Origin of the sequence: Arcicella sp. BE140 (genome assembly GCF_031456255.1) — a bacterium.
GTDB lineage: Bacteria > Bacteroidota > Bacteroidia > Cytophagales > Spirosomataceae > Arcicella > Arcicella aquatica.
Genome location: NZ_JAVDUE010000008.1, coordinates 102,094 through 128,573, shown reverse-complemented (window position 1 = coordinate 128,573; position 26,480 = coordinate 102,094). Strand labels below are relative to the sequence as shown.

The window sequence follows — 26,480 nt, the reverse complement described above, 5'->3', positions numbered from 1 at the left end:
TGCCACAATTCCCAAGTAAAACAAAAATCCGTTCACTTAGATATTTTAACAATACCTAAATGAACGGATGCTTTATTCATTAATCTTAAACCAAATCAAAACGGTCAAGATTCATTACTTTGTTCCATGCAGTTACAAAATCGTGAACGAATTTTTCTTGAGAGTCTGCGAATCCGTACACCTCTGCAATAGCTCTCAATTCTGAGTTTGAGCCAAAGATAAGGTCAACACGCGTACCCGACCATTTAAGTTCGCCTGTAAAACGATTACGCCCTTCAAATACATCTTGATATTCTGAAGTAGCTTTCCAAGTTGTGCCTAAATCTAGTAAATTAACGAAATAGTCGTTAGTAAGCGTTTCCTTACGCTTTGTAAATACTCCGTAATGTGAACCATCAAAATTGGCATTTAGCACTCTTAAACCGCCCACTAGCACCGTCATTTCAGGGATAGTTAGCGTCATCAACTGCGCTTTATCAATCAACATTTCTTCTGACGAAGTAGTATAGTGTCCTTTTTTGTAATTACGGAAACCGTCGGCAATTGGCTCAAGAACAGCAAATGATTCTACGTCAGTTTGCTCTTGCGAAGCATCTGTACGTCCAGCTTTGAAAGGAACTGTGATGTCGTAACCAGCATTTTTAGCAGCTTGCTCAACCCCTACTGCTCCCCCCAACACAATTAGGTCGGCTATAGAAACCTTCTTACCGTCTGAAGCAGTATTATTGAACTCAACTTGAATGCTTTCAAGCATTGTTAGTACTTTTTGCAACTGAGCAGGATTGTTAACTTCCCAATCTTTTTGTGGCGCTAAACGAATCCTTGCACCATTAGCACCACCACGTTTATCAGAACCACGGAAGGTAGATGCCGATGCCCAAGCAGTAGAAACTAATTCTGAAACAGATAACCCAGATGCTAAGATTTTACCTTTCAGCGCCACAACATCTTGTTCTTCTATTAGTTTATGAGTTACCGCAGGAACTGGATCTTGCCATATAAGGTCTTCATTTGGTACCTCTGAACCAAGATAAAGCACTTTTGGTCCCATATCACGGTGCGTTAGTTTAAACCAAGCACGTGCAAAGGCATCTGCAAACGCTTCTGGGTTTTCATGGAATCGTCTTGAAATGGGTTCATAGATAGGGTCTACTCTCAAGGAAAGATCTGTAGTAAACATTATTGGGACATGACGTGTATTTGGGTCATGTGCATCTGGCACCGAACCTAAACCACCATTATCTTTCGGCTTCCATTGATGTGCCCCCGCAGGACTTTTGGTAAGTTCCCATTCAAAACCAAATAGATTATCAAAATAATTGTTGCTCCATTGAGTTGGAGTTTGGCTCCAAGCACCTTCCAATCCACTTGTAATGGTGGAACCAGCGTTACCACTACCGTAGGTGTTTTTCCAGCCAAGTCCTTGTTCTTCTATGCCAGCCGCAGCCGGTTCTGGGCCAACATATATACTTGGGTCGGCCGCACCATGTGCTTTACCAAAAGTATGTCCACCAGCTATTAATGCAACAGTTTCTTCATCGTTCATTGCCATTCTACCAAATGTATCACGAATATCACGAGCTGCCGCTAATGGGTCTGGATTTCCGTTAGGGCCTTCTGGGTTTACATAAATAAGCCCCATTTGAACAGCTGCTAACGGGTTCTCTAGTTCACGGTCGCCAGAATAACGTTTGTCATCCAACCATTTGCCTTCTGCACCCCAATATATATCTTCTTCTGGTTCCCAAATATCCACACGACCACCTCCGAATCCAAAGGTTTTTAAACCCATCGATTCCAAAGCGCAGTTTCCTGTTAGTACCATTAAATCTGCCCAAGATATTTTTCTACCATACTTTTGTTTGATTGGCCATAGTAATAATCGCGCCTTATCTAAGTTACCATTGTCTGGCCAACTGTTAAGTGGTGCAAAGCGTTGACTTCCCGAACCAGCACCACCACGACCATCGGCAATACGATATGTACCCGCACTATGCCATGCCATACGAATAAAAAATGGACCATAATGACCATAATCTGCTGGCCACCAATCTTGCGAAGTAGTCATTAAATCAAAGATTTCTTGTTTCAAAACATTCAAATCGAGTGATTTAAACTCCTCTGCATAATTGAAATCATTCCCCATCGGATTAGACAGTGATGAGTGTTGACGCAAGATATTTAATCTTAACTGATTTGGCCACCAGTCTTGGTTTCTGGTGCCACCGCCAGCACTGTGTTTAACTGGTGCAGTAGCTCCGTGATGGAATGGGCATTTAGCTTCTCCGTTAGACGCGTGATGTGATGAGTGTTGTTCCATTTTTATTCGTTTTGATAATATTGTTTATTAATTGAACTAAAGTTGGTAATTTTTCGCTTTAAAGGCTTTAAATTAAAAATAAAATATCAAAGATTATATATTAATTTTTCAATATTTACATGTCAAAATTAGTTAATTGATTTTTATAAATCAAATTGATAATTTTTATATTAATATAGTTTTTTACTATATTGTAATGCGTAGGCAAAAATTTAATAATATATTCTCCATTATATTATTACCAATCAGCAGCTTATCAGACCGACAACTTTTTTTAAATTTATATTACCAAGCGAAATTATTCAGACAAAGAGAGTGGTAGCAAATTTTATTATTGATATTAAAGAATTATTTCATGAATTATATCTGAGATACTTTAATTAGTTAGCAGAGAAAAACAATCTTAAACATCCTCAATAAAAAAATAAGACTTAAAAAAATATACAACTATGTGGGATATAAACACAATTTGGTTTGATGTAACATTAGTAACTTTCATTTTTCTATTTGGAAACATTTTCCTAGGACATTTTGAGGAAAGAAGCCCTAAATGGAGAAAACTGTTAAAGTATTTTGTAACAGTTACTATAATTGTTTCAATATCAATATTCTTTGGTAGGGTATTGGCTCTAACTATTTTAGGTTTAACATTTATTCCTGTATTCTATGTACATGGTGTGTTGTTACCTAGAAAAGGAATAAATGGCTGGACAGGAGAACCTAAATCCAAGTATTACGATTTCAGGGGATGGGACAAAAATATTTTTGATATTGATAAAAAAGATGAATGAACATAAAGAATGCCAAATAGAAACTATTGCTCCAATGTAGTAATTATCAACGATAAGACTATTTTTTATCAAGTATGTCTTAACTTTGTGGTTTATTGCAATTAAAATTAAATCATTGTACGTTATCGTCGTATGAAAAAGAAAATAGAAATTCTTGCACCCGCCAAAAATTTGGTTCAAGGTATGGCCGCTATTAATGCTGGTGCAGATGCTGTATATATAGGAGCTCCACAGTTTGGGGCTCGTACTAATGCTACCAATTCGTTAGAGGATATCGCCGAAATGGTTAAATATGCCCATCTTTTTAAAGCTCAAGTGTTTGTCGTTATCAATACCATTTTATATGATAATGAATTGGACTTGTGCAAAAAGCTAATTTATCAATTATACGATATTGGTGTTGATGCCCTGATTGTGCAAGATATGGCTATTATGGAAATGGACTTACCTCCTATCGTAATCCATGCGAGTACACAAGCCAATAACAGAGATGCTAAACATGTTAAATTCTTGAAAGATGCAGGGATGAAACGGGCTGTGTTGGCAAGAGAGTTGAATTTAGATCAGGTTCGTGAAATCAGCGAAGCTACTGATATTGAACTGGAATTCTTTGTTTCTGGTGCTCTTTGTGTGTCATTCAGTGGTAATTGTTATATGAGTATCGCGGGTGGCGAACGTAGTGCTAACAGAGGTTCGTGTGCTCAAAACTGTCGTCTTCCTTATCAATTGATTGATGGGACTGGCAAAACATTAATTGCTAATAGCCATTTATTGTCAATTAAAGACTTAGACCTAAGCGACCAATTACCTAATTTAATTGATGCAGGTGTTACGTCATTTAAAATAGAAGGACGTTTGAAAGATATTGTTTATGTTAAAAACAATACCTCTTTTTTACGCAAGAAATTAGATGCATTTCTAGAACAAAATACTGATAAATATCAAAAAGCTTCATCGGGTAGAACATTCTATAATTTCGAGCCAGAAATGGATAGAAGTTTTAACAGGGGTTATACCGACTATTTTGTAAACAAACGCAAAGAGAAAATCGGTAACTGGGAAAGTCCAAAATCACAAGGTCAATTGATTGGCAAATTGCTTGAAATAAAGGCAAATGGCTATGTAATTGAAAATTATGAGAAGCTAAACAATGGTGATGGACTATATTTTATCAACGAGCAAGGTGAAGCCGACGGCGCACAAATCAACATTATTGTTGGAAATGTAGTAGTACCTAATACTTTTAAACCACTGCCAGTAGGAACAGTCATTTATAGAAATTCAGATGCTGAATTCAACAAAATGGTTGAAAAAGAAAACAGCGCTGTTCGCAAAATTGGTGTTTCATTACGTTTTACTGAAACGGCTGATGGATTCCAATTGTTGGCAATTGATGAAGATGGACACCAGTGTAGCTTAACATTGGAAACTACCAAAGAATTAGCAAAGAGTCAGGAGTCAGTAATTCCTAATATTAAAAAGAACCTTGCTAAAACTGGGAATACACCTTTTATAGTAGACGAAATCGAAGTTGAGTTTTCAAACAATTGGTTTTTACCGATTTCTAAAGTGAATGAAATTAGAAGAGAGGTATTAGAACAATTGGTTGATATTCGTGTAAAAGAATACCATAGAGAAGAATTCCAGATTACTAAAACAAATCACCCTTACCCAGTTCAGAAACTTGACTTTATGTATAATGTTTCAAACCGTTTGGCAAGAGCATTTTATAAAAGACACGGCGTTACGGAAATTGAAAAAGCCTTTGAATTGCAATGGGACCCTGGCAAAGCGCGTGTGATGACGACAAAATATTGTGTAAAATACGAGTTAGGAAAATGTGCCAGATTTCAACGTGAAACCATGGGCGAAAAGTTGGTAGAACCGCTTACGCTAAAGCATGGTGAAAATGAATACAAATTGAAATTTAACTGCAAGCCTTGCGAAATGGAGATTTGGGAAAAAGATGCCGAGCTAGAATTTGAAGACGAAGACGAACAATTAGGATATGTTAATTATAGACACTAAGATTTTGTGCCTAATAAACATGAGCTATTCCAAACTTTTCTTAGAATAAAAAGTTATTTGGATTTATTCTCGTCCTTACTTTTTGCCTTGATGCAAAAAGTAACAAAAAAATCAAGAATTCCTAAACTCGCTCCGCTCAAACAGTAGGAATTCGGTGTCCATCAATCAAAAAAGCGGTTGAAAAACTAATTTCGTCCGCTTTTTTTATGATTTTATAATTAGAGTATGTTTAAATTTCGAAAAGATTTATTACTTAAAGTTTTATCCTATCTAGGCGTCAGCATTTAGTGAAATTCCACTGTTTGAGCGATAGCGAGTTTGGAATTTCTTGACTTTCTTTTGTTACTTTTCTTGTGTCAAGACAAGAAAAGTAAGGACTTACGAAAGGAAATATTGCTTTTTGGATATAAAATAAATATAATTTTTAAAAATATTCTTAACCCACCAAAGGATATTCCCAAGGATACGAATATTTTTCTCCAACATTAAAAATCTCCTGTAGGGAATCCAAAGCTCTATAAATTAACGCTCTTGCTGATTTTACTTTAGTCATTTCCATGATTTTTGCTATTTCTTCATAACTCACATCTTCATAGAAATACAACAAAATAGCTTCTCTTTGTTTTACGGGCAATTTATTAAAAGCCTCTTGTAAAAGTTGTCCCGATTGGTCAAGACATAGTTCTTTTAATATATCAGCATCAGCGGCAAAATCAATCTGAAAATCTCCTCCAAAATTATTCAAGCTCGAGAATCTATCTTCATGTTTTACTTTACGTACTAGTTTGTTACGTAAACTCGCCAATAAATAAAATTTAATAGAATTAGTATCCCCTAATCGCTCACGGCTTTGAATCAAATCACAAAATAATTCTTGTACCGCATCTCTCACCAAATCGCTATCACTCGTAAACTGACGACCATAATTATACAATACATTAACGTATTGGCTATAAATTGTCTCTAACGCAGAATCACTTCCATTTAGAAACTCATTCCAAAGCTGGCTGTCAGATACTTCTTTCATCTATTAATGTTCGTTGAGCTTTTGAAAATCTTGTGTCATAATGACACAATTGCACACAAAGATAATAAAATATTTAGAAAACCAACAAATTGTATAAAAAAAATAAAAACTTTTACTTTTCTATGTACAAATGCCTTTAATTACAGAATATCATCAAATAATTAAAAATATTAATAAAGTTAACCCCTTAATTTTCAATGAATTATTCAATTTATTCACTATAAATTTATTTTTTATTGATTTTACTATGGTCATCCTAACACAATTTGTCTTTATTAATTGAAAACCTACATATATGTACTCCAACACTGAACGCATAAAAGATTTACTTCAAGACCCCGCATTTGTGAATTGGGTTAGGCAGCCCAATGACCAACTTAATGAATATTGGCAAAAATGGGCGGAAGCAAATCCTGATAGAAAAAGTGATTTATTGCTTGCCAAGCAATTTGTAAACTCTTTACAATACAAAAATGAGTTTCACCTTGAAGAGGCAGATAAAAATAAAATGTTTGAGCGAATCAAGGCCTTCAAACAAGATAAAGAAGAAGCAGAAAGAAGGACAATCAAAAAAGTCAAATTCCGTAAAATCTTGTTCGGTTTTTCAGCAGCAGCTTCTGTGATTATGGCTTTTATTGGCAGTATTTATTGGTCAGACAACGACCAGCCCGCTCCTTTCACGATTACTCGTTCAGGCAATAAAGTAGAAGTAGCCACTACTTATAAAGGACAAAGGACTAAAGTAATTCTACCAGATGGCAGTATTGTTCATTTAAATGCAGGAAGTAGCATCAATTATCCTGTGGCTTTCAGCAAGACTAATAGGATAGTTGAATTGGTTGGAGAAGGTTTTTTCGAGGTGGTAAAAAATAAAAAGAAGCCATTTATAGTAGAAACTGGAAAGGTAAAAACCCAAGTATTAGGAACATCTTTCAATGTACGAGCATACGCTAATGAAAAAATAGTACAAGTGGCGGTAGTAACAGGAAAGGTGAAAATGGAAGAAAAAATATCTGGAAATGCCCAATATCTTACTCCTAATGAAATGGGAACACTGGATAATTCTTCAGTCATACACAAAGATAAAGTAGACCTCAAAAAAGCTACAAGCTGGAAAAATGGCGTGTTAATGTTTGACGGGGATAACTTTACCGATGTATTTGCAAAATTAGAGATATGGTACGGTGTAAACATTATCGTTCTGCCCAATGTTGAGCTAAAAGGACACTACAGTGGCGAATTTCAACAAGAAAGTTTAGAAAACGTTATGCAAGGTATCTCGTTCACTTCGGGTTTCAAATATGAAATCGCAGGAAAAACAATCCTCATTCACAATTGAATTACTTAACCACGTTATCATACATTACCATTCAATTATTAACTAAACAAAACCCATCTAATTATGATGAATGTAAAAAATTCTGACAACACTAGCTAAGGGTTTGAATTGTATAAGGTTGTGAAGACTGTTTTCTGCAAAAAAATAGACCCACAACCACTATACAAAATAAAAACCTTTCAAAAAATATCCTAAAAATTGGCGTTTGGAGGATAAGGATTAAAAGTATTTAGTATTCAAAATACAATAACAAATTTATGAAAATTCATTTACTACCAAGTATACGACGTTCAAAATATCTTTTTGTCGCAATTTTTTTGCTGCTTTTGAACGTTATCGGGTCTATTCACGCTCAAGCAAATAGCTTTGATGAAACCAGATTGACTCTAAGAGTCGATAAAATGAACATTTTACAAGTTTTTAAAGAGATAGAAAAGAAGACAGCTTATAAATTTACGTATAACGATGCTTTTTTGAACGACAAAATGCGTATAACGATGAGTATGGAAAATCGTTCGTTAACGGAAATCCTTGCTTTTCTATCAAAAGAAGTGAATTTAGAATTTAAACAAGTAAAAAAACATATACATGTAATTGCTTCTAACGATAAGAAAACCAGTTTTTTAGGAGGAGAATCCGTTCAATCAATTAAGGTTGCAGGCTTCCCAATAAAAGGCAAAGTAACTAGTAGTGACAATTCAGAAGGTATTCCGGGGGCAAGCGTTTTAATTAAAGGTACAAACAGAGGAACTGTGACAAATGCTTTAGGTGAATTTTCAATTGAAGTTGACAACGAATCTACTGTATTAGTTTTTAGTTCTATTGGTTATGTTTCAAAAGAAATTTCAGTGGCTGGTCGTAAACTAATCAATATCAGTTTATCATCTGACGTAAAAGCGCTTGATGAAGTTGTTGTGGTGGGTTATGGTACTCAGAAAGCAAAAGATTTAACTGGTTCAGTAGGGATTGTAAAAATTGAAGATGCTAAGAAAACAGCTTCTTATGATGTAGCAAAACTTTTACAAGGACAAGTTCCAGGGGTAACAGTACAAAGCTCGGGCGAGCCAGGCGGTTTTGTAAACATCAAAATTCGTGGTATTGGTTCATTGACCAATAATAACCCATTATTTGTAATTGATGGTGTGCTTGTGGATAGTCCTTTTGACTTTTCGACTAATGATATTGAATCAATCTCTGTGTTGAAAGATGCTTCTGCCGGTGCTATCTATGGTTCAAGAGGGATGAATGGTGTAGTAATCATTACGACTAAGAAAGGAAAAGCAGGTCCATTAAGAGTAGATTATAACGCCTATGCTGGCGTACAGAATATTGCTAAAACCATCTCTGTAATGGATAGAGTGGGTTATCAAAATGTTGTGAGTGCTGCTGAGTTAAATGCAGGTTTAACTATTGCTCCTGCAAACGACCCTACTAATCCAGCTTATATCAGCAATGTAAATACAAACTGGCAAAAAGAAGGTTTGAAAACTGGTTATATTCAAGACCATAATTTGAGCCTGTCGGGTGGTTCTGAAACAATCAAAGCAAGTGCTTCACTAGGTTTCTTTAATAATAGTTCTACCGTAACTGGACCGCAGAACTACAAACGATATACTTTCAACGGTAACATTTCTGGTAAAAAAGGTATTTTCTCTTTCGGTGCTAAAATTGCCTATACAAATTCAGAAAAGATTGGTGCTGAAAATACCCGTGAGCACGCTGTTTTTGGTGGTGCAGTAACGAGTTTGTTAACTGCCATTCCTACCATGTCTGTATACGACCCAAATCGTTTAGGAGGTTTCGGTGGTGCAGATAAAAACACACAAAGAGCCATTACGCTAAACGTAATCGGAATGAACTCTTTGCTAAGAGGTACTGATACGCGTAACAGATTCTTAGGATCTGTTTTCGGAGAGTTAGAATTGTTGAAAAACTTAAAATACAAGCTTCAATTAAGTGCCGACCGTATTGATACAAGATATTTATATTTTGAACCAAAATATGATTTAGGCTTTTATTACCTAACGCCTAATGCTTATTTATACGAAAAAAGAGAAAGTAACCTTACAACTTTAGCTGAGAATACACTTAATTATAGTATTGAAGTTGGCAAGCATAGAATTGAAGCATTAGCAGGTTATACTTTTCAGCAAAGTACTTATTCAAGAACAGAGGCTAGTGCAAAAGGATTAACAGAACCTTATGTGTTAAACATGAATACTGCTGTTAATACCGCGAATGGGAAAAGCGTAACAGGATGGGATGCAAACTCATCATTAAGCTCGATTTTAGGTAGAATAAACTATAATTATGCTGATAAATACTTATTAACAGTAAATTATCGTCGTGATGGTTCTTCTAAATTCAGACCAGAAAATCGTTATGGAAACTTTGCCTCTGTAGGTGTAGCTTGGAATGTTCATAATGATATTGAGTTACCTGATTTTATGAATTCGTTTAAAATAAGAGGTGGTTACGGTGCATTAGGAAATCAAAACGTAGGAGATTACTTAACAGATACTTATATCAATACTAATACTGGGTATGTTTTTGGTGGAGTATTAGCTGCGGGTGCTACCAGAACACAGGTAGTTGACCCTTCAATCAGATGGGAAAGCAAACGTACTAGCAATGTTGCAATGGAATTTGGTTTCTTAAAAGACCGTGTTTCTTTCTCTGTTGAATATTTTGATAACCGCTCTTATGATGTATTAGCCAACATTCCAATTCCAACATCTGTAGGTGCTACTAATGGTTCTATTTTGACAAATGCAGCTTCATTGAGTAACGCGGGTATTGAATTCACGGCTGGATATCGTAAACAAACTGGTGATTTTAAATATACTGTTTCAGCCAACTTCCATACGCTTTCAAATAAAGTGTTAGCACTTGGTGGTACTAATAACCCTATTTACGGAGCAGCTAGTAAAACTGAGGTTGGGCAACCAATTGGGCAAATTTTTGGATATGTTTCAGAAGGAATTTTCCAAAATGCTGACGATGTAAAAAACCACGCTACACAAACTAATGCGGCTCCTGGTGATATAAAATTCAAAGATTTGAATGGTGATGGCGTAATTACTTCAGACGACCGTACTTACTTAGGAAATACCATTCCGACTTTCTATTTCGGGGCAAACTTCAATGCTGCCTATAAAAACTTTGACTTTTCTTGCTTCTTCCAAGGAAGCGGAGGCAATAAAATTTATAATGGAATGTACCGTGATTTAATGGGTTTGCAATATAGCAATGGTTCGACGGATGCATTAAATTATTGGACGCCTAAAAACACAAATACGAATGTGCCAAGACCAATCATTGGTGACCCTAATTCAAATGGTAGAGATTCAGACAGATTCGTTGAAAATGGTACTTATGTGAGATTACAGAACGCTCAGATAGGATATACTTTGCCTTCATCTATTGTAAATAAATTGAAAGTAAGCAAAGTAAGATTCTATGTTTCAGGACAAAACGTTTTCTTAATTTCTGGATTCAAGAGTTTTGACCCTGATTTTATGGGTGAAAGTGATGGCCTATTTAGCAGGGGTTATTACAATGGTTCATACCCTAACCCACGAGCTATTTTATTGGGTTTACAAGTTGGTTTTTAGTTTCACTCAAACGAATTTATTACAATGAAAATATTTAACAAAAAAGTTATCATTGCGCTTTCAGCGACCTTATTGATAGCTACTTCATGCGAAGATAAATTAAATCAGGTTAATCCAAACGCACAAACTTCTTCTACTTTTTGGAAGACCCAAGAGGATGCCTTAAAAGGTATTAATTCAGTGTACCTGAGTTTAGCCATTGATGGAAGTTATATGCGTTCGACACCATTATTACTTGATAATCGTGGTGATGATGTGATGAGTAACAGTCCTTGGGACCAAATGTATAACTCTGGAAAATTTGCTTTGAATGCTGGTAATACTGCCATCTATGGCTGGGCTTTTGGTGCCTATTACGAAGGTATTTCAAAGGCTAATCAAGTGCTAGATTATGTACCAGCCATTACAATGGATGCCAACCTTAAAAAACGCATCTTGGGTGAAGCATACTTCTTGCGTGGCTTATACTTTTATCATTTAGTGAATATGTTTGGGAGTGTAATGTTACCTACTAATTCTGTACAATCGACAAAAGACTTTTTTGTAAAACAATCAACAGAGGCAGAAGGATGGATACAAGTAATGGAGGATTTTAAGAAAGCTGCTGATATGTTGCCAACTACTTATGCAGGTACAGACCTTGGTCGTGCGACTAAGGGAGCGGCTATGGCTTATTTAGGAAAAGCTTATTTGACAAATCATAAATACACTGAAGCTGCGGCTCAATTCAAAGCAGTGATTGATTTAGGCATTTATGATTTAGTACCAAACTATCGCGATAACTTTACAGAGGCTAACGAGAATAATAAAGAATCTCTTTTTGAAGTTCAATTTGAACGTACGGCTGGTGGTACAGACCTTAACTGGGGTGGTGAACCTATTGCTTCATGGGGTAGAGTATCGGCTAGAGCGATTACATACGGTGCGAATGGCTTGGGCTGGACAGACGTGCAACCAACTCGTTCAGTATTTAATGAGTTCTTAGAAGAGAAAACGTCTGATGGTAAAGATGACCCTCGTTTAGTAGCTACCATGTTTTACAATAAGCCAGGATTTATGGTTTATGGAGTTGAGTTTGCAGTAAGATATGCAGGAAATGCAGGTGCTTTAAATTCACTATACTGCCGTAAATACGAAAATGATGATACCAAAGCCGATGAATTTGACTGGCGTTCGGGTATTAACGAAAGATTGATGCGTTATGCTGATGTATTAATGATGTATGCTGAATGTTTAAACGAAACTGGACAAACAGCAGCAGCGTATCCATTCATCCAAAAAGTAAGAAGTCGTGTTGGTTTGCCAAATTTAGCTACTGTAAAACCGAATATGACGCAAGCACAAATGCGTGAGCAAATTGGTCATGAACGCTTATTAGAATTTTGTTTAGAAGGTCACCGCTTTGATGATATTCGTCGTTGGGGTTGGTTAAATGATGCTACCAAATTAGCTTGGTTAAAATCAAGAGACCCAGAATTCAATACATTCAAAACTGGTCGTGAAGTATTCCCAATTCCACAGAATGAAATTGATAATAACCCTGGTGTTAAACAAAATTTAAGCTACTAATATCTTCTTTATTCCCGCAAGTATTCAAAAACTTGCGGGAATAATTTCAAATAACTTCCATTAACCCAACCTATACCACACATGTTACTCTTTAGGAAATCAATATATTTTAGTGTTAGTATGCTATTGTTGTCAGCTTGTGGTGGTGATAAGGCTGAAACAGTTGTTCAACCATTGCCTACTACGCCCACCGCAAAATTTGACATCAATTCTATCAAAGATAATTATGCCGACATTGCTCCTGCTTCCAATTATCTAAACTGGGGCTGTTATAATGTTCACGACCCTTCTATTATCAAAGACGGCGATACTTATTATTGTTATAATACCGATGTAGCTTATGGCACAGATATTCGTCCCGGTATTCAAATACGTTCTTCCAAAGATTTAATCGAATGGAAATTTTACGGATGGGTTTTTGATGCTCTTCCAACCAAAGGTTCAGACTATATCAAACAAGCTGGTGGAACACCTTTTAATTCACTTTGGGCTCCGTATGTGATTAAAGTTGGTAGCGAATACCGACTATATTATTCACTTTCATCGGCTAAGCCTCGGCTAAGTGCTATTGGTTTAGCCACTTCCTCCTCTCCTACTGGTCCTTGGAAAGAACAAGGCTTAACAGTAGTTTCAAAAGATGATAATACGATACAAACCAATGCTATTGACCCTACAGTACTGATTGACCAACAAGGAAAACATTGGATGTACTATGGTTCTGCTTGGGATGGCATTTATATATTGCAACTTGACCCTACTACAGGCTTGGCACTAAGTCCTGGTGATAAGGGGAAACGAATTGCCAATCGTGGTTTTACCAATGGTGTTTATAATGGCAACATTGAAGGGCCAGAAATTATTTATAATAAAGAGCAAAAGAAATATTATTTATTCATTGCCTACGACTGGCTGGCAACTAAATACAATGTAAGAGTAGCCAAAGCAGATTCTCCACAAGGCCCTTTCTATGACTATGACGGAAAAGATATAAACACTAATCAAGACCACGGACCAATGATTATTGCTCCCTACCAATTTATGGGGCATGCTGGTTGGCAAGGTGTTTCACACTGTGCTGTATTTGAAAACAATGGCCAGTTTTATATTAGTCACCAAGGCCGCCCAGGGAACGACTCCAATTTTATGATTCTTCACAATAGAAAGCTATATTGGACGAAAGATGGCTGGCCAGTAGCATCACCAGAACGTTTTGCAGGAGAATTTACAACGACTATCACAAGTAATGATTTGGTGGGAGATTGGGAACAGATTGTACTTGGGTATAGAATAGTACCGGGCTATGATAAAGAACAAAACCAACCCGACTTTCAATATGCTGTCACTTTAACACTAAATGCCAATGGTACTCTCAATAACGATGTTGCGAGTAAATGGACTTATACTGCTCCGTGGTTAGAATTAAAGTGGAGTAATGGTTTTACAGACCAAGTGTATGTAGACCGAGGTCGCGACTGGGAAAATAAAAAAGAAACTATTCTTTTTACAGGTTTGAATAACAAAGGAACCAGTGTTTGGGGTAAGAAAAAATAGTGTTTTTTGTACACAAATAAATATAATCCATGAATCGTAAAAACCTTTTAAAACTATTATTTGCAGGCCAATTAATGTTTGCATTTGCAGGAAACGCACAAGTAAAGACTTCGGGGAATCCTATTATTAAAGACAAGTTCACTGCTGACCCTGCCGCTTTAGTTGATAATGGAACAGTGTACGTATATACTGGCCATGATGAAGCTCCCACACGCGAACAACGCTATGTGATGAACGAATGGCTTTGTTACTCATCTACAGATATGGTTAATTGGAAAGAACATCCAAGCCCGCTTAATGTAAAAAATTTCACTTGGTCAAAAGGTGATGCTTGGGCTTCGCAGGTAATAAAAAAAGGGAATAAATACTACTGGTATGTAGCTGTAGAACATGGAAGCATTCATGGGAAAGCCATTGGTGTGGCCGTTTCTGATAGCCCAACAGGGCCTTTCAAAGATGCAAAAGGGTCGGCCATTATTACAAATGATATGACGACAGATACAAAAATCAGTTGGGACGACATAGACCCTTCTGTATTTATTGATGACGACGGACAGGCTTATCTTTTCTGGGGAAATACCATTTGTTATTATGCCAAATTAAAAGACAATATGATTGACCTAGATGGTCCAATAATGAAAGTAAACTTGCCTACTAAATTTACAGAAGCGCCTTGGGTACACAAACGTAAAGGATGGTATTATTTATCATACTCTATTGAATTCCCTGAAAAAACTGTTTATGCGATGAGTAAGAACATCAATGGCCCTTGGGATTTTAAAGGAACTATCAATGAAATCGCAGGAAATTGTAATACTAATCACCATGCTATTATTGACTTCAAGGGTAAATCTTATTTTGTTTATCACAATGGTGCTTTAGTACCTGATGCTGGCAGTTTTCACCGTTCTGTGTGTATAGATGAACTAAACTATCATAAAAACGGAACAATTAAACGCATCGTTATGACTAGTGAAGGTGTACCACAAGTTAAATAGTAATTTATCATCCGTAAAATCATCCATCATTGAAAAACGTATTGTTAAATTTTATACTGCTTTTACTTTGGGCTGGCAACACGCTAGCCCAAAGCAAAAATGAGTTAAAGGCTACAGGCAAGAAATCTTCTGTTAGCACATCATTCCCTCCTATCATTGCCACGATTAATCTTCAACAACAAAAACCTGAAATTACAAAATATCATTTTGGTCAATTCATTGAAAACTTGGGCAATGTAGATGTAGGCGATTTGGTAGATGATGGGCTATGGGCAGAAATGTTAGACGACCGCAAATTTTTCTATCCTGTTGATACCCTTAAAAATCTTTCCCCTGTCAATAAGCGAGACCGCATGAATCAGTGGATGCCATTAGGGAAAATTGATGCCGTAAAAATGGACTCTATTAATCCTTTTGTAGGCAAGCATTCGCCAAAAGTAATTACCAGTGATATTCAAATAAATGGAATTGTTCAATCGGGACTATGGCTACAGCACAATAAAAAATATGTAGGAAGGATTTATTTAGCTGGTACAGCAAATGTAAAAATAAAGATTAGCTTAGTGTGGGGAGATAAGCCCGAACAAAGAAGTACAGTATCAATAGATAACCTAACGGGAGATTACCAAAAATTTGATTTAGCATTTATAAGCAAAACAAGTACGACAAATGCAAGAATAGAAATAACGGGAGAAGGCGAAGGAAGTTTTAATATCGGAGCCGTTTCATTAATGCCCCAAGACAATATTCAAGGATTTAGAAAAGACGTTATTCAATTATTAAAAGGGTTACATTCAGGAATTTATCGATGGGGAGGCAACTTTATTTCTGGTTACGACTGGAAAGATGGCATAGGCGACCCAGATAAAAGACCTCCTAGATACGAATACGCATGGGAAGGATTAGAAAGCAACGATGTAGGTTCTGAAGAAATCATTCGTTTTGCTCAATTAATTGATGTTGAAATAGCATTTACCGTCAACACAGGTTTTGGAGATGCCTCCTCTGCCGCTCAGTGGGTAGAGTATATGAATGGCGATTCACATACTGAAATGGGTAAACTCAGGGTCAAAAATGGTTTTATAAAGCCTTTTAATGTAAAATTTTGGTGTGTAGGTAACGAAAGTTACGGCTGGTGGCAGTTGGGACATATAGATTTAAAAAGTCACCTTATCAAGCATAGAATGTTTGTCGAAAAGATGAAAGCCGTTGACTCATCCATTAAAATTGTGGCTTCGGGTGCGTCTATTGATGAAATGACTGTCACAGAAAGTGCCAAAAAAGAAACAGGTAAAATCATTGCTGAATATGATTCACCTGCAGATTGGACTGGTGGAATGTTGAGACAAAACAACGATTATCTTGATTTTGTCAGTGAACATTTTTATTGTTCTGTCACCGAAAGGTTTGATTTAGCTACTGGAAAATATATCACTATTGACGAACCTCTGGAAGATTGGACAAGACGACCAGCGAATCGTATCAAAGTCAAAGCCGAACATTATGAAGAGTATGCCAAAAGAATCCCTGCATTGCAACATAAAAAAGCACAGGTATATTTAGATGAATGGGCATATTATACCAACTGGGTACATCCCAAACCTACGTTAGGTGTTACTATAGGTTATGCACGTGGATTGAACGAAATCTTCCGAAATACAGATTTAATTAAAATGGTTGGTTTTACCTTCGGTACTTCTTGTATTTCATTCAATGATACTTCGGCGGTTTATAATGCTACAGGTTTATTGTATCAGTTATACGGCTCGCATATAGCCAATATTCCTGTAGAAATAGATGGAAATTCACCTCAACCTGCACCAAAATGGGCAATTGGTGGCGAACAACCTAAAATAAATGCTGGAAGTAATACTTATCCTTTAGATATGTTTGCCTCACTGACTAAAGACGTTAAATTTATTTCGATAGCCGTAATAAACCCAACCCTCACGGAACAAGAACTTACGATTAAAGTACCGAATGTAAATACTACCAACGAAGTCATTCATTATTCATTAACAGGAAATTCAGTAGATGCTAAAAATGTAGTTGGGGAAAAAGAGGAGGTATTTGTGAAAAAAGCCTTTATCCAGAAAAAAGACCTTATAAAAATTGCACCTGCAAGTATAAACCTTTATACCTTTGAAGTAGTAAAATAAAACAAAACCGATAACCATTGAAAAATCAAAACTAGTAACAAAAACATAATGAATAAATCCATGAAAAAAATCCTTTCTTTAGCAGTAAGTCTTTTTTTACTGACAGAGTCTTTTGCACAAAATCCCGTTATTAATATTAAAGCCACCCAACCTGTAGCACCAATTCAGCCAACGATGTGGGGAGTATTTTTTGAAGACATTAACATGGGTGCCGATGGTGGTATCTATGCTGAATTAGTTAAAAACCGTTCTTTTGAATTCGCTAAACCTTGGATGGGTTGGAAAATTGAACGAAAAAAAGCGGAAGAAGGTGATATCATCATTCAAAATCGCCAAGGTAATACTGTTAACCCAAGATATATCAGTGTAAAAGCCAATAACATTTCTAAAGGAGAACTAGGAATTACTAACGAGGGCTTCAAAGGAATGGGAATTAAAAAGGGGCTGAGATATGACTTTTCTGTACTGTATCGTCATCAAACAGGATCGGTAAAATTACACTTAGAGTTAATTGATTCAAAAGGTAGTATTATCGGTGAAACAACGCTCAATCCTACCGGAAACGGACATTCGTGGAAAAAAGAAGCCATCAGTTTCAATGCCACTGAAACAGAAGCGAAAGGAAAGTTCAGAATTTGGTTTGAAGGAAATGGTGAAATCGACCTTGACATGATTTCATTGTTCCCTGAAGATACTTGGAAAAAAAGACCAGGCGGAATGCGTGCTGATATGATTCAGCTTTTAGCAGATATGAAACCTGGATTTATTCGTTTCCCAGGTGGTTGTATTGTAGAAGGGATAGATTTAGCCAACCGTTATCAATGGAAAAAAACACTTGGTCCTGTTGAAGAACGTCAGTTAATTATTAACCGTTGGAACCTAGAATTTGCACATCGCCCAGCACCAGATTATTTCCAAACTTTTGGTTTAGGCTTCTTTGAATATTTCCAATTGGCCGAAGACATCGGCGCAGAGCCACTTCCTATCTTGAACTGCGGTATGGCTTGTCAATTCAATACCGCTGAAGTTGTACCTGTAAATGAACTAGATTCCTATGTGCAAGATGCCCTAGATTTGATAGAATTTGCCAATGCAGAGCCTAATACTAGATGGGGTAAAGTACGTGCAGACATGGGTCATCCAGCACCTTTTGATTTAAAATTCTTAGGAATTGGTAATGAAAACTGGGGGCCACAATATGTAGAACGTCTGAAAGTTTTTACAAAGGCCATCAAAGCAAAATATCCGAAGATTAAATTAGTGAACAGTTCTGGAACTGACCCTAATGGCGATAGATTTGATTATTTGAACAAAGAGTTACGTGAGATGAATGCTGATATTATTGATGAGCATTATTATCGTACCCCAGATTGGTTTTTGAAAAATGCTGGTCGCTATGATTCTTACGACCGCAATGGTTCAAAAGTATTTGCGGGTGAATATGCTGCTCAAAGTGATAAAACAGTAAGTGTAAAAAATGTAAATAACTGGAAATGTGCTTTATCAGAAGCAGCCTTTATGACAGGCTTAGAACGTAATGCACAAGTAGTAAACATGGCATCTTATGCACCACTTTTTGCACATGCTGAGGGCTGGCAATGGACTCCAGACATGATTTGGGTAGATAATCTTCGTTCATATGGTACACCAAATTATTATGTACAAAAATTGTATTCTACTAATAAAGGTACACACGTATTAAATACTTCTGAAAATGGTAAGCCACTAACAGGACAAGGAGACTTGTATGCTTCTGGTATTTTAGATAAAGCTACCAACGAAGTGATTTTGAAAGTAGCAAACACCTCAGATAAAGAGCAAATTCGTGAAGTGAATCTTGAAGGTATCAAGAAATTTGATGCAAAAGCTAAATTGATTGTACTGAAAAATAATAACCCAGAGGCTTTAAATACATTTGAAAATGCGACGAACGTAAGTCCCGTAGAAGAGACTATCACACTTAATCCAAAGAAGAAAATCTCTTTGACGTTAGCTCCGAATTCATTTACAGTATTAAGAGTAAAGTTACTATAATATTTACTTTTTGTTAAGGTCGTCTTGTCTAATGAATTACCAAAATTAATTCTATACGACAAGACGATTTTTTTTAAATTCCATTTCTCAATTTTCTTTATCCTAATAAAACATCTTTCCTTACAATGAACCTAAAATCATTTCAAACAATTATTTTTTTACTATTGGCAAGTAGTGCTTTTTCACAGAAAATGTTTAGTCCGAATCATCAAATTACTGTTGATTTTTCAGTGAAAAATCAACAAGCAACCTATTCTGTAAGCTTTCAAGGAAAGCAAGTACTAGAATCGTCTCGCTTAGGACTTATCCGTGAAGATGGCGATTTCACTAAAGGGCTTACACTTTTAGAAACCACCAAGCCTATTTTGGTAAAAGATAAGTATAGTATCCTTACTACTAAAAAGCGCGACATTACCTATACAGCTAACCGTCAGGTTTTTAAACTAAAAAATGCACAAGGCAAAAAACTTGACATTATTTTTCAGGTATCAAACGATGGGGTAGCGTTTAGGTATTTCTTTCCTGAAAACGCTAGTGATATCAAGAAAATCAGTGAAGAAATTACTTCATTTAATTTTCCAGAAGCTACTAAAGCTTGGCTTCAACCCATGAGTGACGCCCAAACTGGTTGGGAACATTGCCATCCTTCTTATGAAGAATTTTATCAAAAAAATATCTTAGCGGGCATTATTTCACCTATTAAAGCGGGTTGGGTCTATCCTGCCCTTTTTCAAACGAATGGTACTTGGGTTTTATTAACCGAAGCTGGTTTAGATGGCACTTATTGTGCTACACGCCTAAGGGCTGAATCGCCTAATAATGAATACAAAATCGGTTTTCCTCAAGCACCCGAAGTATTTACAGGGGGCGAGTTGAATCCCCAATCTACTTTGCCTTGGCTTTCACCTTGGAGAATCATTGCATTAGGTTCATTGAAGACTATCACAGAATCAACTTTGGGAACAGACTTAGCCAAACCTGCCATTAAAATGGATACCTCATTTATCCAAACAGGCAAAGCTTCTTGGAGTTGGATTATCAAGAAAGATGAATCTGTCAATTTTGATACTACCAAAGATTACATCGACTTTGCTGCTAAAATGCACTGGGAATATTGTTTGATAGATGCCGATTGGGACACTAGAATTGGTTATGACAAGACTAAATGGTTAGCTGATTATGCCAAAACAAAAAATGTAAAATTATTACTTTGGTATAATTCCGCAGGCGATTGGAATACAGTGAAATATCATCCTAAAGGATTATTACTGACACATGAAGGTAGAATGAAAGAATTTACCAAAATCAAGGAAATGGGCATTGCAGGAGTAAAAATTGATTTCTTTGGTGGTGATGGACAATCGATGATTAAATATTATTTAGATATTTTAGAAGATGCAGCAAAAGTAAAATTATTAGTCAACTTTCATGGTGCTACTTTACCAAGAGGCTGGCACAGAACTTATCCTAATTTAATGACTGCCGAGGCAGTGAAAGGGTTTGAAATGGTTACGTTCGACCAAGCGGCGGCTGACGAACAGCCTGCACACTGCACTACTTTGCCTTTTACTCGCAATGCTTTTGACCCGATGGATTTCACGCCGATGAATTTGTACAAAGTGCCTAATATCAAAAGAAGAACTACTTCTGCTTTTGAATTAGCCCTGTCTGTCGTGTTTATTTCAGGTATTCAACATTTTGCTGAATCACCAGAAGGAATGACTCACGTGCCTGAGTTTGCTCAAAAATTCTTACAAACTTTGCCAAGCACTTGGGAAGAGACACGTTTTATTGATGGATTTCCAGGCAAATTGTTTGTTGTAGCTAGAAAATCAGGTAACAAATGGTACATCGCTGGTATTAATGGTGAAGGAATCAACAAAGAATTAACGCTTGATTTATCTTTCTTAAAAAATAAAAAAGGACAATTAATCTCTGATGATGAAACCGTTTTGTTAAAAGAATCATCATTTGATGTTCCTGCAAATGGACAATACAAAATCTCTTTAAAACCTAACGGAGGTTTTGTGGGGGTTTTTGAATAACAATTAATCTAACCCGACGAGCTATTTTATTCAATAGCTTGTCGGGTTAAACCTCAATCTAACAATTGCTATGATTCAAAATACTAAGTATCTTTTAGTAGCTTTATTCACACTATTAATAAACTTAGCGATTAATGCACAACAGGGAGAAATAGAAACTCATGACCCTTCAACTATCTTGAAGGAAGGCAATAGTTATTGGTTTTTTTCTACTGGTATTGGCATCAAAGCCACTTATTCAACCGATTTAGTTAATTGGAAAGTATCACTACAAACAGTGTATAAAAAGGATTCTTTTCCAACTTGGATTAAGGAATATGTACCCAAATTCCAAGGGCATTTTTGGGCACCAGATTGTATTTTTATGAATGGTAAATACTATTTGTATTACTCTTGTTCATCTTTCGGTGTTACTCAGTCAGCCATTGGGGTAGCTACCAACGAAACACTTGACCCAACTTCTCCGAAATATAAGTGGACAGACCTAGGTATGGTTGTGGCGTCTAAAGAACGGAAAGATTTCAATGCCATAGACCCAAGTATTTTAAAAGACAAGCAAGGTAAAATTTGGATGACCTATGGTTCATTCTTCGGTGGCATTGGTGCGGTAGAGTTAGATTCTATTTCGGGGAAAATCAAAACAGGAGAAAGCATTAAAAAAGTGGCTGGTGGTAGAGAATCCGATTGGGAAGCCTCTTGTCTGATTCAAGAAGGAGAATATTATTACTTGTTTGTTAATAATGGTTTATGCTGCAAAGGATTAAACAGCACATATTATATTGTTTGTGGGCGTTCTAAAAACCCTTTAGGTCCATTTTTAGACCAAACTGGTAAAGATTTAAATACTGGCGGAGGCACAGTAATCATGCTAACTGAAGGTAAATTCCAAGGGCCTGGCCATGTGGGTTTATTAAGAGATAAAGGCAAAAATATTGTTTCTATCCATTATTACGATGCAGAAGACCAAGGAAAGTCGAAGATAAATATTGTGGAAATGGGCTTTAAAAAAGGCTGGCCTTATTTTAAGAGGAAGTAAACAGATTAAACAGTTAAAGATTTGTCAACTTTTGTAAAGTTGTCTAATAAACCAAGAGCTAAAAACAAAAGGGAATCATTTTTTGATTCCCTCTACTGTTTTCACATCAATTATTTTTGTCGATTTATTACCCCATGAATTCAAAATATAATTCATTACATCGGCAATTTCTTCATTCTCTAATCCGGGTTCAGGCATCATGCCTTGATACTTTACTCCATTTACTTGGATAGAATCTTTTAGTCCAAATTTTATTGCTCTAATGCCTTTTTCAGGAGTTTTCAATAAATAATCTGAATTTGCCAAAGGTGGATTAAGCTTAGGAACGCCTTCTCCCTTACCCATGTGGCAAACAATGCAATTATTCATATATATATCTTTACCACGAGCAATACTATCAGCGAGTTCGTCTTCTTGACGCCAAAAAGGAGACAGAAACAACATAGAAGCAATTAGTATAATTATTTTCATTTTTCTTTAGGGGGTTTCGGCTGTCGGTTGTCGGGTATCAGTCGTCTGCTATCGGTCGTTGGAATACGGCAGTCAAAATATAAAAATTGGTTTTCAGGTATGTATCTATATTCAGCTTTTGATTATCAGAATTGATAATAATAGCCAACAGCAATCAGCTTTTAATTATAAAAACCGATTGCTGATGACCGAAGACCGATAGCGATTATTTAGCAGGACTAATTTTTACAATTGAACCTGTACTTTCAATCGCTACATAAATATTTCCGTCTGGACCTTCTTTGATGTCTCTTACTCTACCAATATTTTCAAACACAGTTTCCTGACTAACCACTTTATTATTTTTAATAACACAACGCTTGATATAATTAAATTTTAATGACCCAATCAGTAAATTCCCCTTCCAATCAGGGAATTTCTTACTTGTAACAAAAGTCATTCCGCAAGGTGCAATTGATGGTCTATAATAAATAATAGGCTGTTCCATTCCTACACGAGCAGTATCTGGACTGATAATTGAATTATCATAGCCAATACCGAAGGTAATTGCTGGCCAGCCATAGTTAGCACCTTTCTTTAAGATGTTCACTTCATCACCTCCCTGTGGGCCATGTTCGTGTTCCCACAAATCACCCGTCGTTGGGTTAATCACAAAACCTTGAGGATTTCTGTGTCCATAAGAATAGATTTCTGGTCTAGCACCCTCTTGCCCAACAAATGGATTATCTTTAGGCACAGAACCATCATCATTTAAACGAACTACTTTTCCTTGAAAAGTCGTAAGTTTCTGAGCTTCGTCTTGTTGCCCTCTTTCACCTACTGTCAAATATAAGTAACCTGCTCTATCAAAAGCAATTCTTCCACCGTAGTGATGAGTCGTAGTTACATTTGGTGTTGCTTTGAAAACTACTTTTTGTTCTGTCAGTGTATTACCTACTAATTTAGCACGCATCAACGCAGTATTCGAACCTTTTCCAGTCTCTCCATCTGCTAATGGTGATGAATAGCTAAAATAAATCCAGCCATTTTTGGCATAATTAGGATGCAATTTTATATCAAGGAGCCCACCTTGTCCTTTAGAAATAATCGCAGGAAGTCCTTTAATAGGCTCATCTACTAATTTCCCATCATGAATCAATCTTAACTGTCCAGACCTTTCAGTAACCAACATATCACCATTGGGTAAAAAAGCCATTCCCCAAGGTACATTCAAGCCTGTAACAAAAGTTTCAATCTTTAACCCTTCAGTACCAGCTTTTACTGATTTATTTAAAACAGGGTTATCATTTGCATGATTTAGATTGCAGGAAGCATCAACAGATATTAATAAGCCAGCCAGTAGAGGTATTACGCCAATAGAGAAAATTTGTTTTTTCATTTTTGAGTTTTTATTCTTTGTTCGTGATAAAGTTAATGAAAAACACCTCTTTTACTGCACTGATTTCCCTGTATTTTAATTACTTATTTCAGAATGCTGAACAGTAGAATTCAATTTATCTGTGATGGCTTTTATACGAAGTTCAGAGCGTTTGACATCAGCTCTTAAATTTTGTTTTTCAGTAACAAGTTTATTGATAAGAGCGTCGTTCTTCTCTATCTTTTTCATCGCTGATTTTATCTCATTCTGAATTTTCTGGATTTCCGACAGTTCCCTATTGATTAAACGTTGCTTAATAGAATTCGTACGTTTCTTTAATTGCTTATTTCGTTGTTTCTCAAGGAAATCATCAGAAGCAAAATAAGCTTTCTTTTCGGCATTAATACGACCAATACCCTCTTTCCTTACTTTCAAAGCTATTTCAGGGTTTACATTCAGACCAAGCGAGCGCATTTTTTTATACACAACGCCATATCTTAAACCCAAATGTTCACAAATCTCGGGTAGAGGTTTACTGTAATGATGCTCCTTTAAATAATCAATGGCTTCCTCAGTCCATTTGGTAACGCCTTCTCTGCCCGAAGGAACACCTTTTCTACTTGCTTGGCGCACTTTCCTAAGCTCTTCTCCTACTGTGAGTTTAAATCTTTTAAGTTGCCCTCTTACAGACTCCCAACTTCTTCCAAGTTGATCAGAAATTTCTCTGGATGTCAAATTCTGAAAATTTTCTTTGAGGAAATCAATTTCCTCTTGAGTCCATTTCGTTGTAATTCTTTTTGGAGGTTTGGGCGCAACTTCACTTCTCAGTACCACTCCATCCTTGACGTAGTTGATGATTCTTAATTTATTTTTCTTTGCCATTTGCTTTTTTTACTAAATTTCAAAACAATGTTTGCGTGATGGGGAACAGCGAAAAATGTATTGAGGACTCTCAAAACATTCAATATTATGGTTAGCAAAGGGTTTCTGTTTAACAAACTTCGTACATTATTCTTAAAAAAACAAATAACAAGTTTAGGATAAAACTAATTTCTTAAAAATAAAAATAGCTCCAAAAATGGAGCTATTTAGAACGAAAATTCTTATTAAAAAATTGCAGATGACTACTACAATTTTTGTTCAGCCATTTGAATATCTGGAATTGAAGTATCATCCAACCCTACACGACCTCTTTCTTTTCTTACAATTCTTGAATATAAGCCTACTTCTTGACTAAATAAAAAGGTGAAAAATAATTTCACAAATGAAGTATGGTATTTCAAATCATCATAAAACTCAGGAGCAGCAGCCTTTAATTTTGGTAAATTATTCCAAGGTACTGATGGCATATCGTGGTGTTCGTTGTGGTAGCCCACATTCATATTGATTAAATTCAAACCGCCATAATAGCTATATGTTTCTTGGTCTTTATCCAATACAAGATAATGTTCTTGAATCCATCTTGCACCCAGTGGATGTAAACCTACTGAGAACATAAAACTTGCACCCATATATCCTAGTGCTGACCATCCCCAGAAATACCAAATGACAACATCAAAGGCAATTTGAGCAAAAATATTCATCAATACCCAACGGTCTATTACGGCTAATTCTAAACAACGAAGTGTACGAATTACTTGAAAAATTGGGAATAATAACAACCAGATTGTTTTACCTAAGAAGTAATTATTAATCATTTTTGCCTCCCATTTATCTGGTAAGTCAGCATCCAATTCATGTACCCCTTGAAAAGCGTGGTGCTTTAAGTGATAGTTTTTAAATGAAATGGCTGTAGGGACTAATGATGGAAAATTAGCAATGATACCAGCATACACATTCCACGATGGTTTTTTGAAAACAAGGTTGTGCGAAGCCTCATGGATACAAATAAATAATGTATGTGATGGAAAAGCACCAATGCACCAAGCAGCTGCTAAAATAATATACCACGCTTGGTCTTTTACCAAATAAGTCATCAGGATTTGAATTGACACGCAAGCCAAAATCCATACCATTGTCATTGGATTTTTAGTGATTAACTTCTTGACCTCGGGGTGAGCCTTCAAAATCTGCCTTGTACGCAAACGGTGTGGTTCAGAACCTGTCACATGAGTAAAATCTTGTTGATACGCCATTTAATT

General features: G+C 36.2%; 17 protein-coding genes. 11 read left to right on the top strand and 6 right to left on the bottom strand.

Annotated elements, in window-relative coordinates:
* Positions 1–85 precede the first annotated feature (85 nt).
* Complete coding sequence (gene katG, locus J2Y60_RS12915) at positions 86–2,320, bottom strand: catalase/peroxidase HPI (RefSeq protein WP_309916227.1); 2,235 nt, start codon at positions 2,318–2,320, stop codon at positions 86–88.
* Positions 2,321–2,769: 449 nt separating this feature from the next.
* Between katG and J2Y60_RS12910 the strand changes: the two genes are divergently transcribed.
* On the top strand, positions 2,770–3,111 hold the full coding sequence (locus tag J2Y60_RS12910; RefSeq protein WP_309916225.1) for a hypothetical protein: 342 nt from the start codon (positions 2,770–2,772) through the stop codon (positions 3,109–3,111).
* Between the two features lie 132 nt (positions 3,112–3,243).
* Positions 3,244–5,139 (top strand): U32 family peptidase, encoded by a 1,896-nt coding sequence (locus J2Y60_RS12905; protein WP_309916222.1) that lies wholly within the window; start codon positions 3,244–3,246, stop codon positions 5,137–5,139.
* Between the two features lie 436 nt (positions 5,140–5,575).
* Here the strand turns inward: J2Y60_RS12905 and J2Y60_RS12900 are convergent, their stop codons facing one another.
* Positions 5,576–6,166 (bottom strand): sigma-70 family RNA polymerase sigma factor, encoded by a 591-nt coding sequence (locus J2Y60_RS12900; RefSeq protein ID WP_309916219.1) that lies wholly within the window; start codon positions 6,164–6,166, stop codon positions 5,576–5,578.
* A gap of 295 nt (positions 6,167–6,461) precedes the next feature.
* Here J2Y60_RS12900 and J2Y60_RS12895 point away from each other — a divergent pair, with 295 nt between their 5' ends.
* The 9 genes from J2Y60_RS12895 to J2Y60_RS12855 all read left to right on the top strand — a co-directional run bounded on the left by J2Y60_RS12895 (position 6,462) and on the right by J2Y60_RS12855 (position 22,511).
* Positions 6,462–7,505: a FecR family protein gene (locus tag J2Y60_RS12895; protein ID WP_309916216.1), complete on the top strand. Its 1,044-nt coding sequence runs from the start codon at positions 6,462–6,464 to the stop codon at positions 7,503–7,505.
* A 401-nt stretch (positions 7,506–7,906) separates the two neighbouring features.
* Positions 7,907–11,119 (top strand): TonB-dependent receptor, encoded by a 3,213-nt coding sequence (locus tag J2Y60_RS12890; protein ID WP_309916213.1) that lies wholly within the window; start codon positions 7,907–7,909, stop codon positions 11,117–11,119.
* 24 nt (positions 11,120–11,143) lie between these two features.
* Positions 11,144–12,688, top strand: a complete 1,545-nt coding sequence (locus J2Y60_RS12885; protein WP_309916210.1) for a RagB/SusD family nutrient uptake outer membrane protein — start codon at positions 11,144–11,146, stop codon at positions 12,686–12,688.
* A gap of 81 nt (positions 12,689–12,769) precedes the next feature.
* Complete coding sequence (locus J2Y60_RS12880; RefSeq protein ID WP_309916207.1) at positions 12,770–14,239, top strand: arabinan endo-1,5-alpha-L-arabinosidase; 1,470 nt, start codon at positions 12,770–12,772, stop codon at positions 14,237–14,239.
* A 29-nt stretch (positions 14,240–14,268) separates the two neighbouring features.
* Positions 14,269–15,237, top strand: coding sequence for a glycoside hydrolase family 43 protein (locus J2Y60_RS12875; RefSeq protein WP_309916204.1), 969 nt, complete (start codon positions 14,269–14,271; stop codon positions 15,235–15,237).
* 29 nt (positions 15,238–15,266) lie between these two features.
* Complete coding sequence (locus tag J2Y60_RS12870; protein WP_309916201.1) at positions 15,267–17,396, top strand: hypothetical protein; 2,130 nt, start codon at positions 15,267–15,269, stop codon at positions 17,394–17,396.
* A gap of 60 nt (positions 17,397–17,456) precedes the next feature.
* Positions 17,457–19,430: an alpha-L-arabinofuranosidase C-terminal domain-containing protein gene (locus tag J2Y60_RS12865; protein WP_309916198.1), complete on the top strand. Its 1,974-nt coding sequence runs from the start codon at positions 17,457–17,459 to the stop codon at positions 19,428–19,430.
* 125 nt (positions 19,431–19,555) lie between these two features.
* Positions 19,556–21,475 (top strand): glycoside hydrolase family 97 catalytic domain-containing protein, encoded by a 1,920-nt coding sequence (locus J2Y60_RS12860; protein ID WP_309916195.1) that lies wholly within the window; start codon positions 19,556–19,558, stop codon positions 21,473–21,475.
* Between the two features lie 70 nt (positions 21,476–21,545).
* Entirely contained in the window at positions 21,546–22,511 is a 966-nt protein-coding gene (locus tag J2Y60_RS12855; protein ID WP_309916193.1) for an arabinan endo-1,5-alpha-L-arabinosidase, read from the top strand.
* A 75-nt stretch (positions 22,512–22,586) separates the two neighbouring features.
* Here J2Y60_RS12855 and J2Y60_RS12850 read toward each other — a convergent pair whose 3' ends face one another.
* The 4 genes from J2Y60_RS12850 to J2Y60_RS12835 all read right to left on the bottom strand — a co-directional run bounded on the left by J2Y60_RS12850 (position 22,587) and on the right by J2Y60_RS12835 (position 26,474).
* Positions 22,587–22,982, bottom strand: coding sequence for a cytochrome c (locus tag J2Y60_RS12850; RefSeq protein ID WP_309916190.1), 396 nt, complete (start codon positions 22,980–22,982; stop codon positions 22,587–22,589).
* Between the two features lie 205 nt (positions 22,983–23,187).
* Complete coding sequence (locus tag J2Y60_RS12845) at positions 23,188–24,360, bottom strand: PQQ-dependent sugar dehydrogenase (protein WP_309916187.1); 1,173 nt, start codon at positions 24,358–24,360, stop codon at positions 23,188–23,190.
* 75 nt (positions 24,361–24,435) lie between these two features.
* Positions 24,436–25,221 carry a hypothetical protein gene (locus J2Y60_RS12840; RefSeq protein ID WP_309916182.1) on the bottom strand — a complete coding sequence of 262 codons (786 nt, stop codon included), beginning with the start codon at positions 25,219–25,221 and terminating at the stop codon, positions 24,436–24,438.
* 245 nt (positions 25,222–25,466) lie between these two features.
* Positions 25,467–26,474 carry a fatty acid desaturase gene (locus J2Y60_RS12835; protein ID WP_309916179.1) on the bottom strand — a complete coding sequence of 336 codons (1,008 nt, stop codon included), beginning with the start codon at positions 26,472–26,474 and terminating at the stop codon, positions 25,467–25,469.
* Positions 26,475–26,480 lie beyond the last annotated feature (6 nt).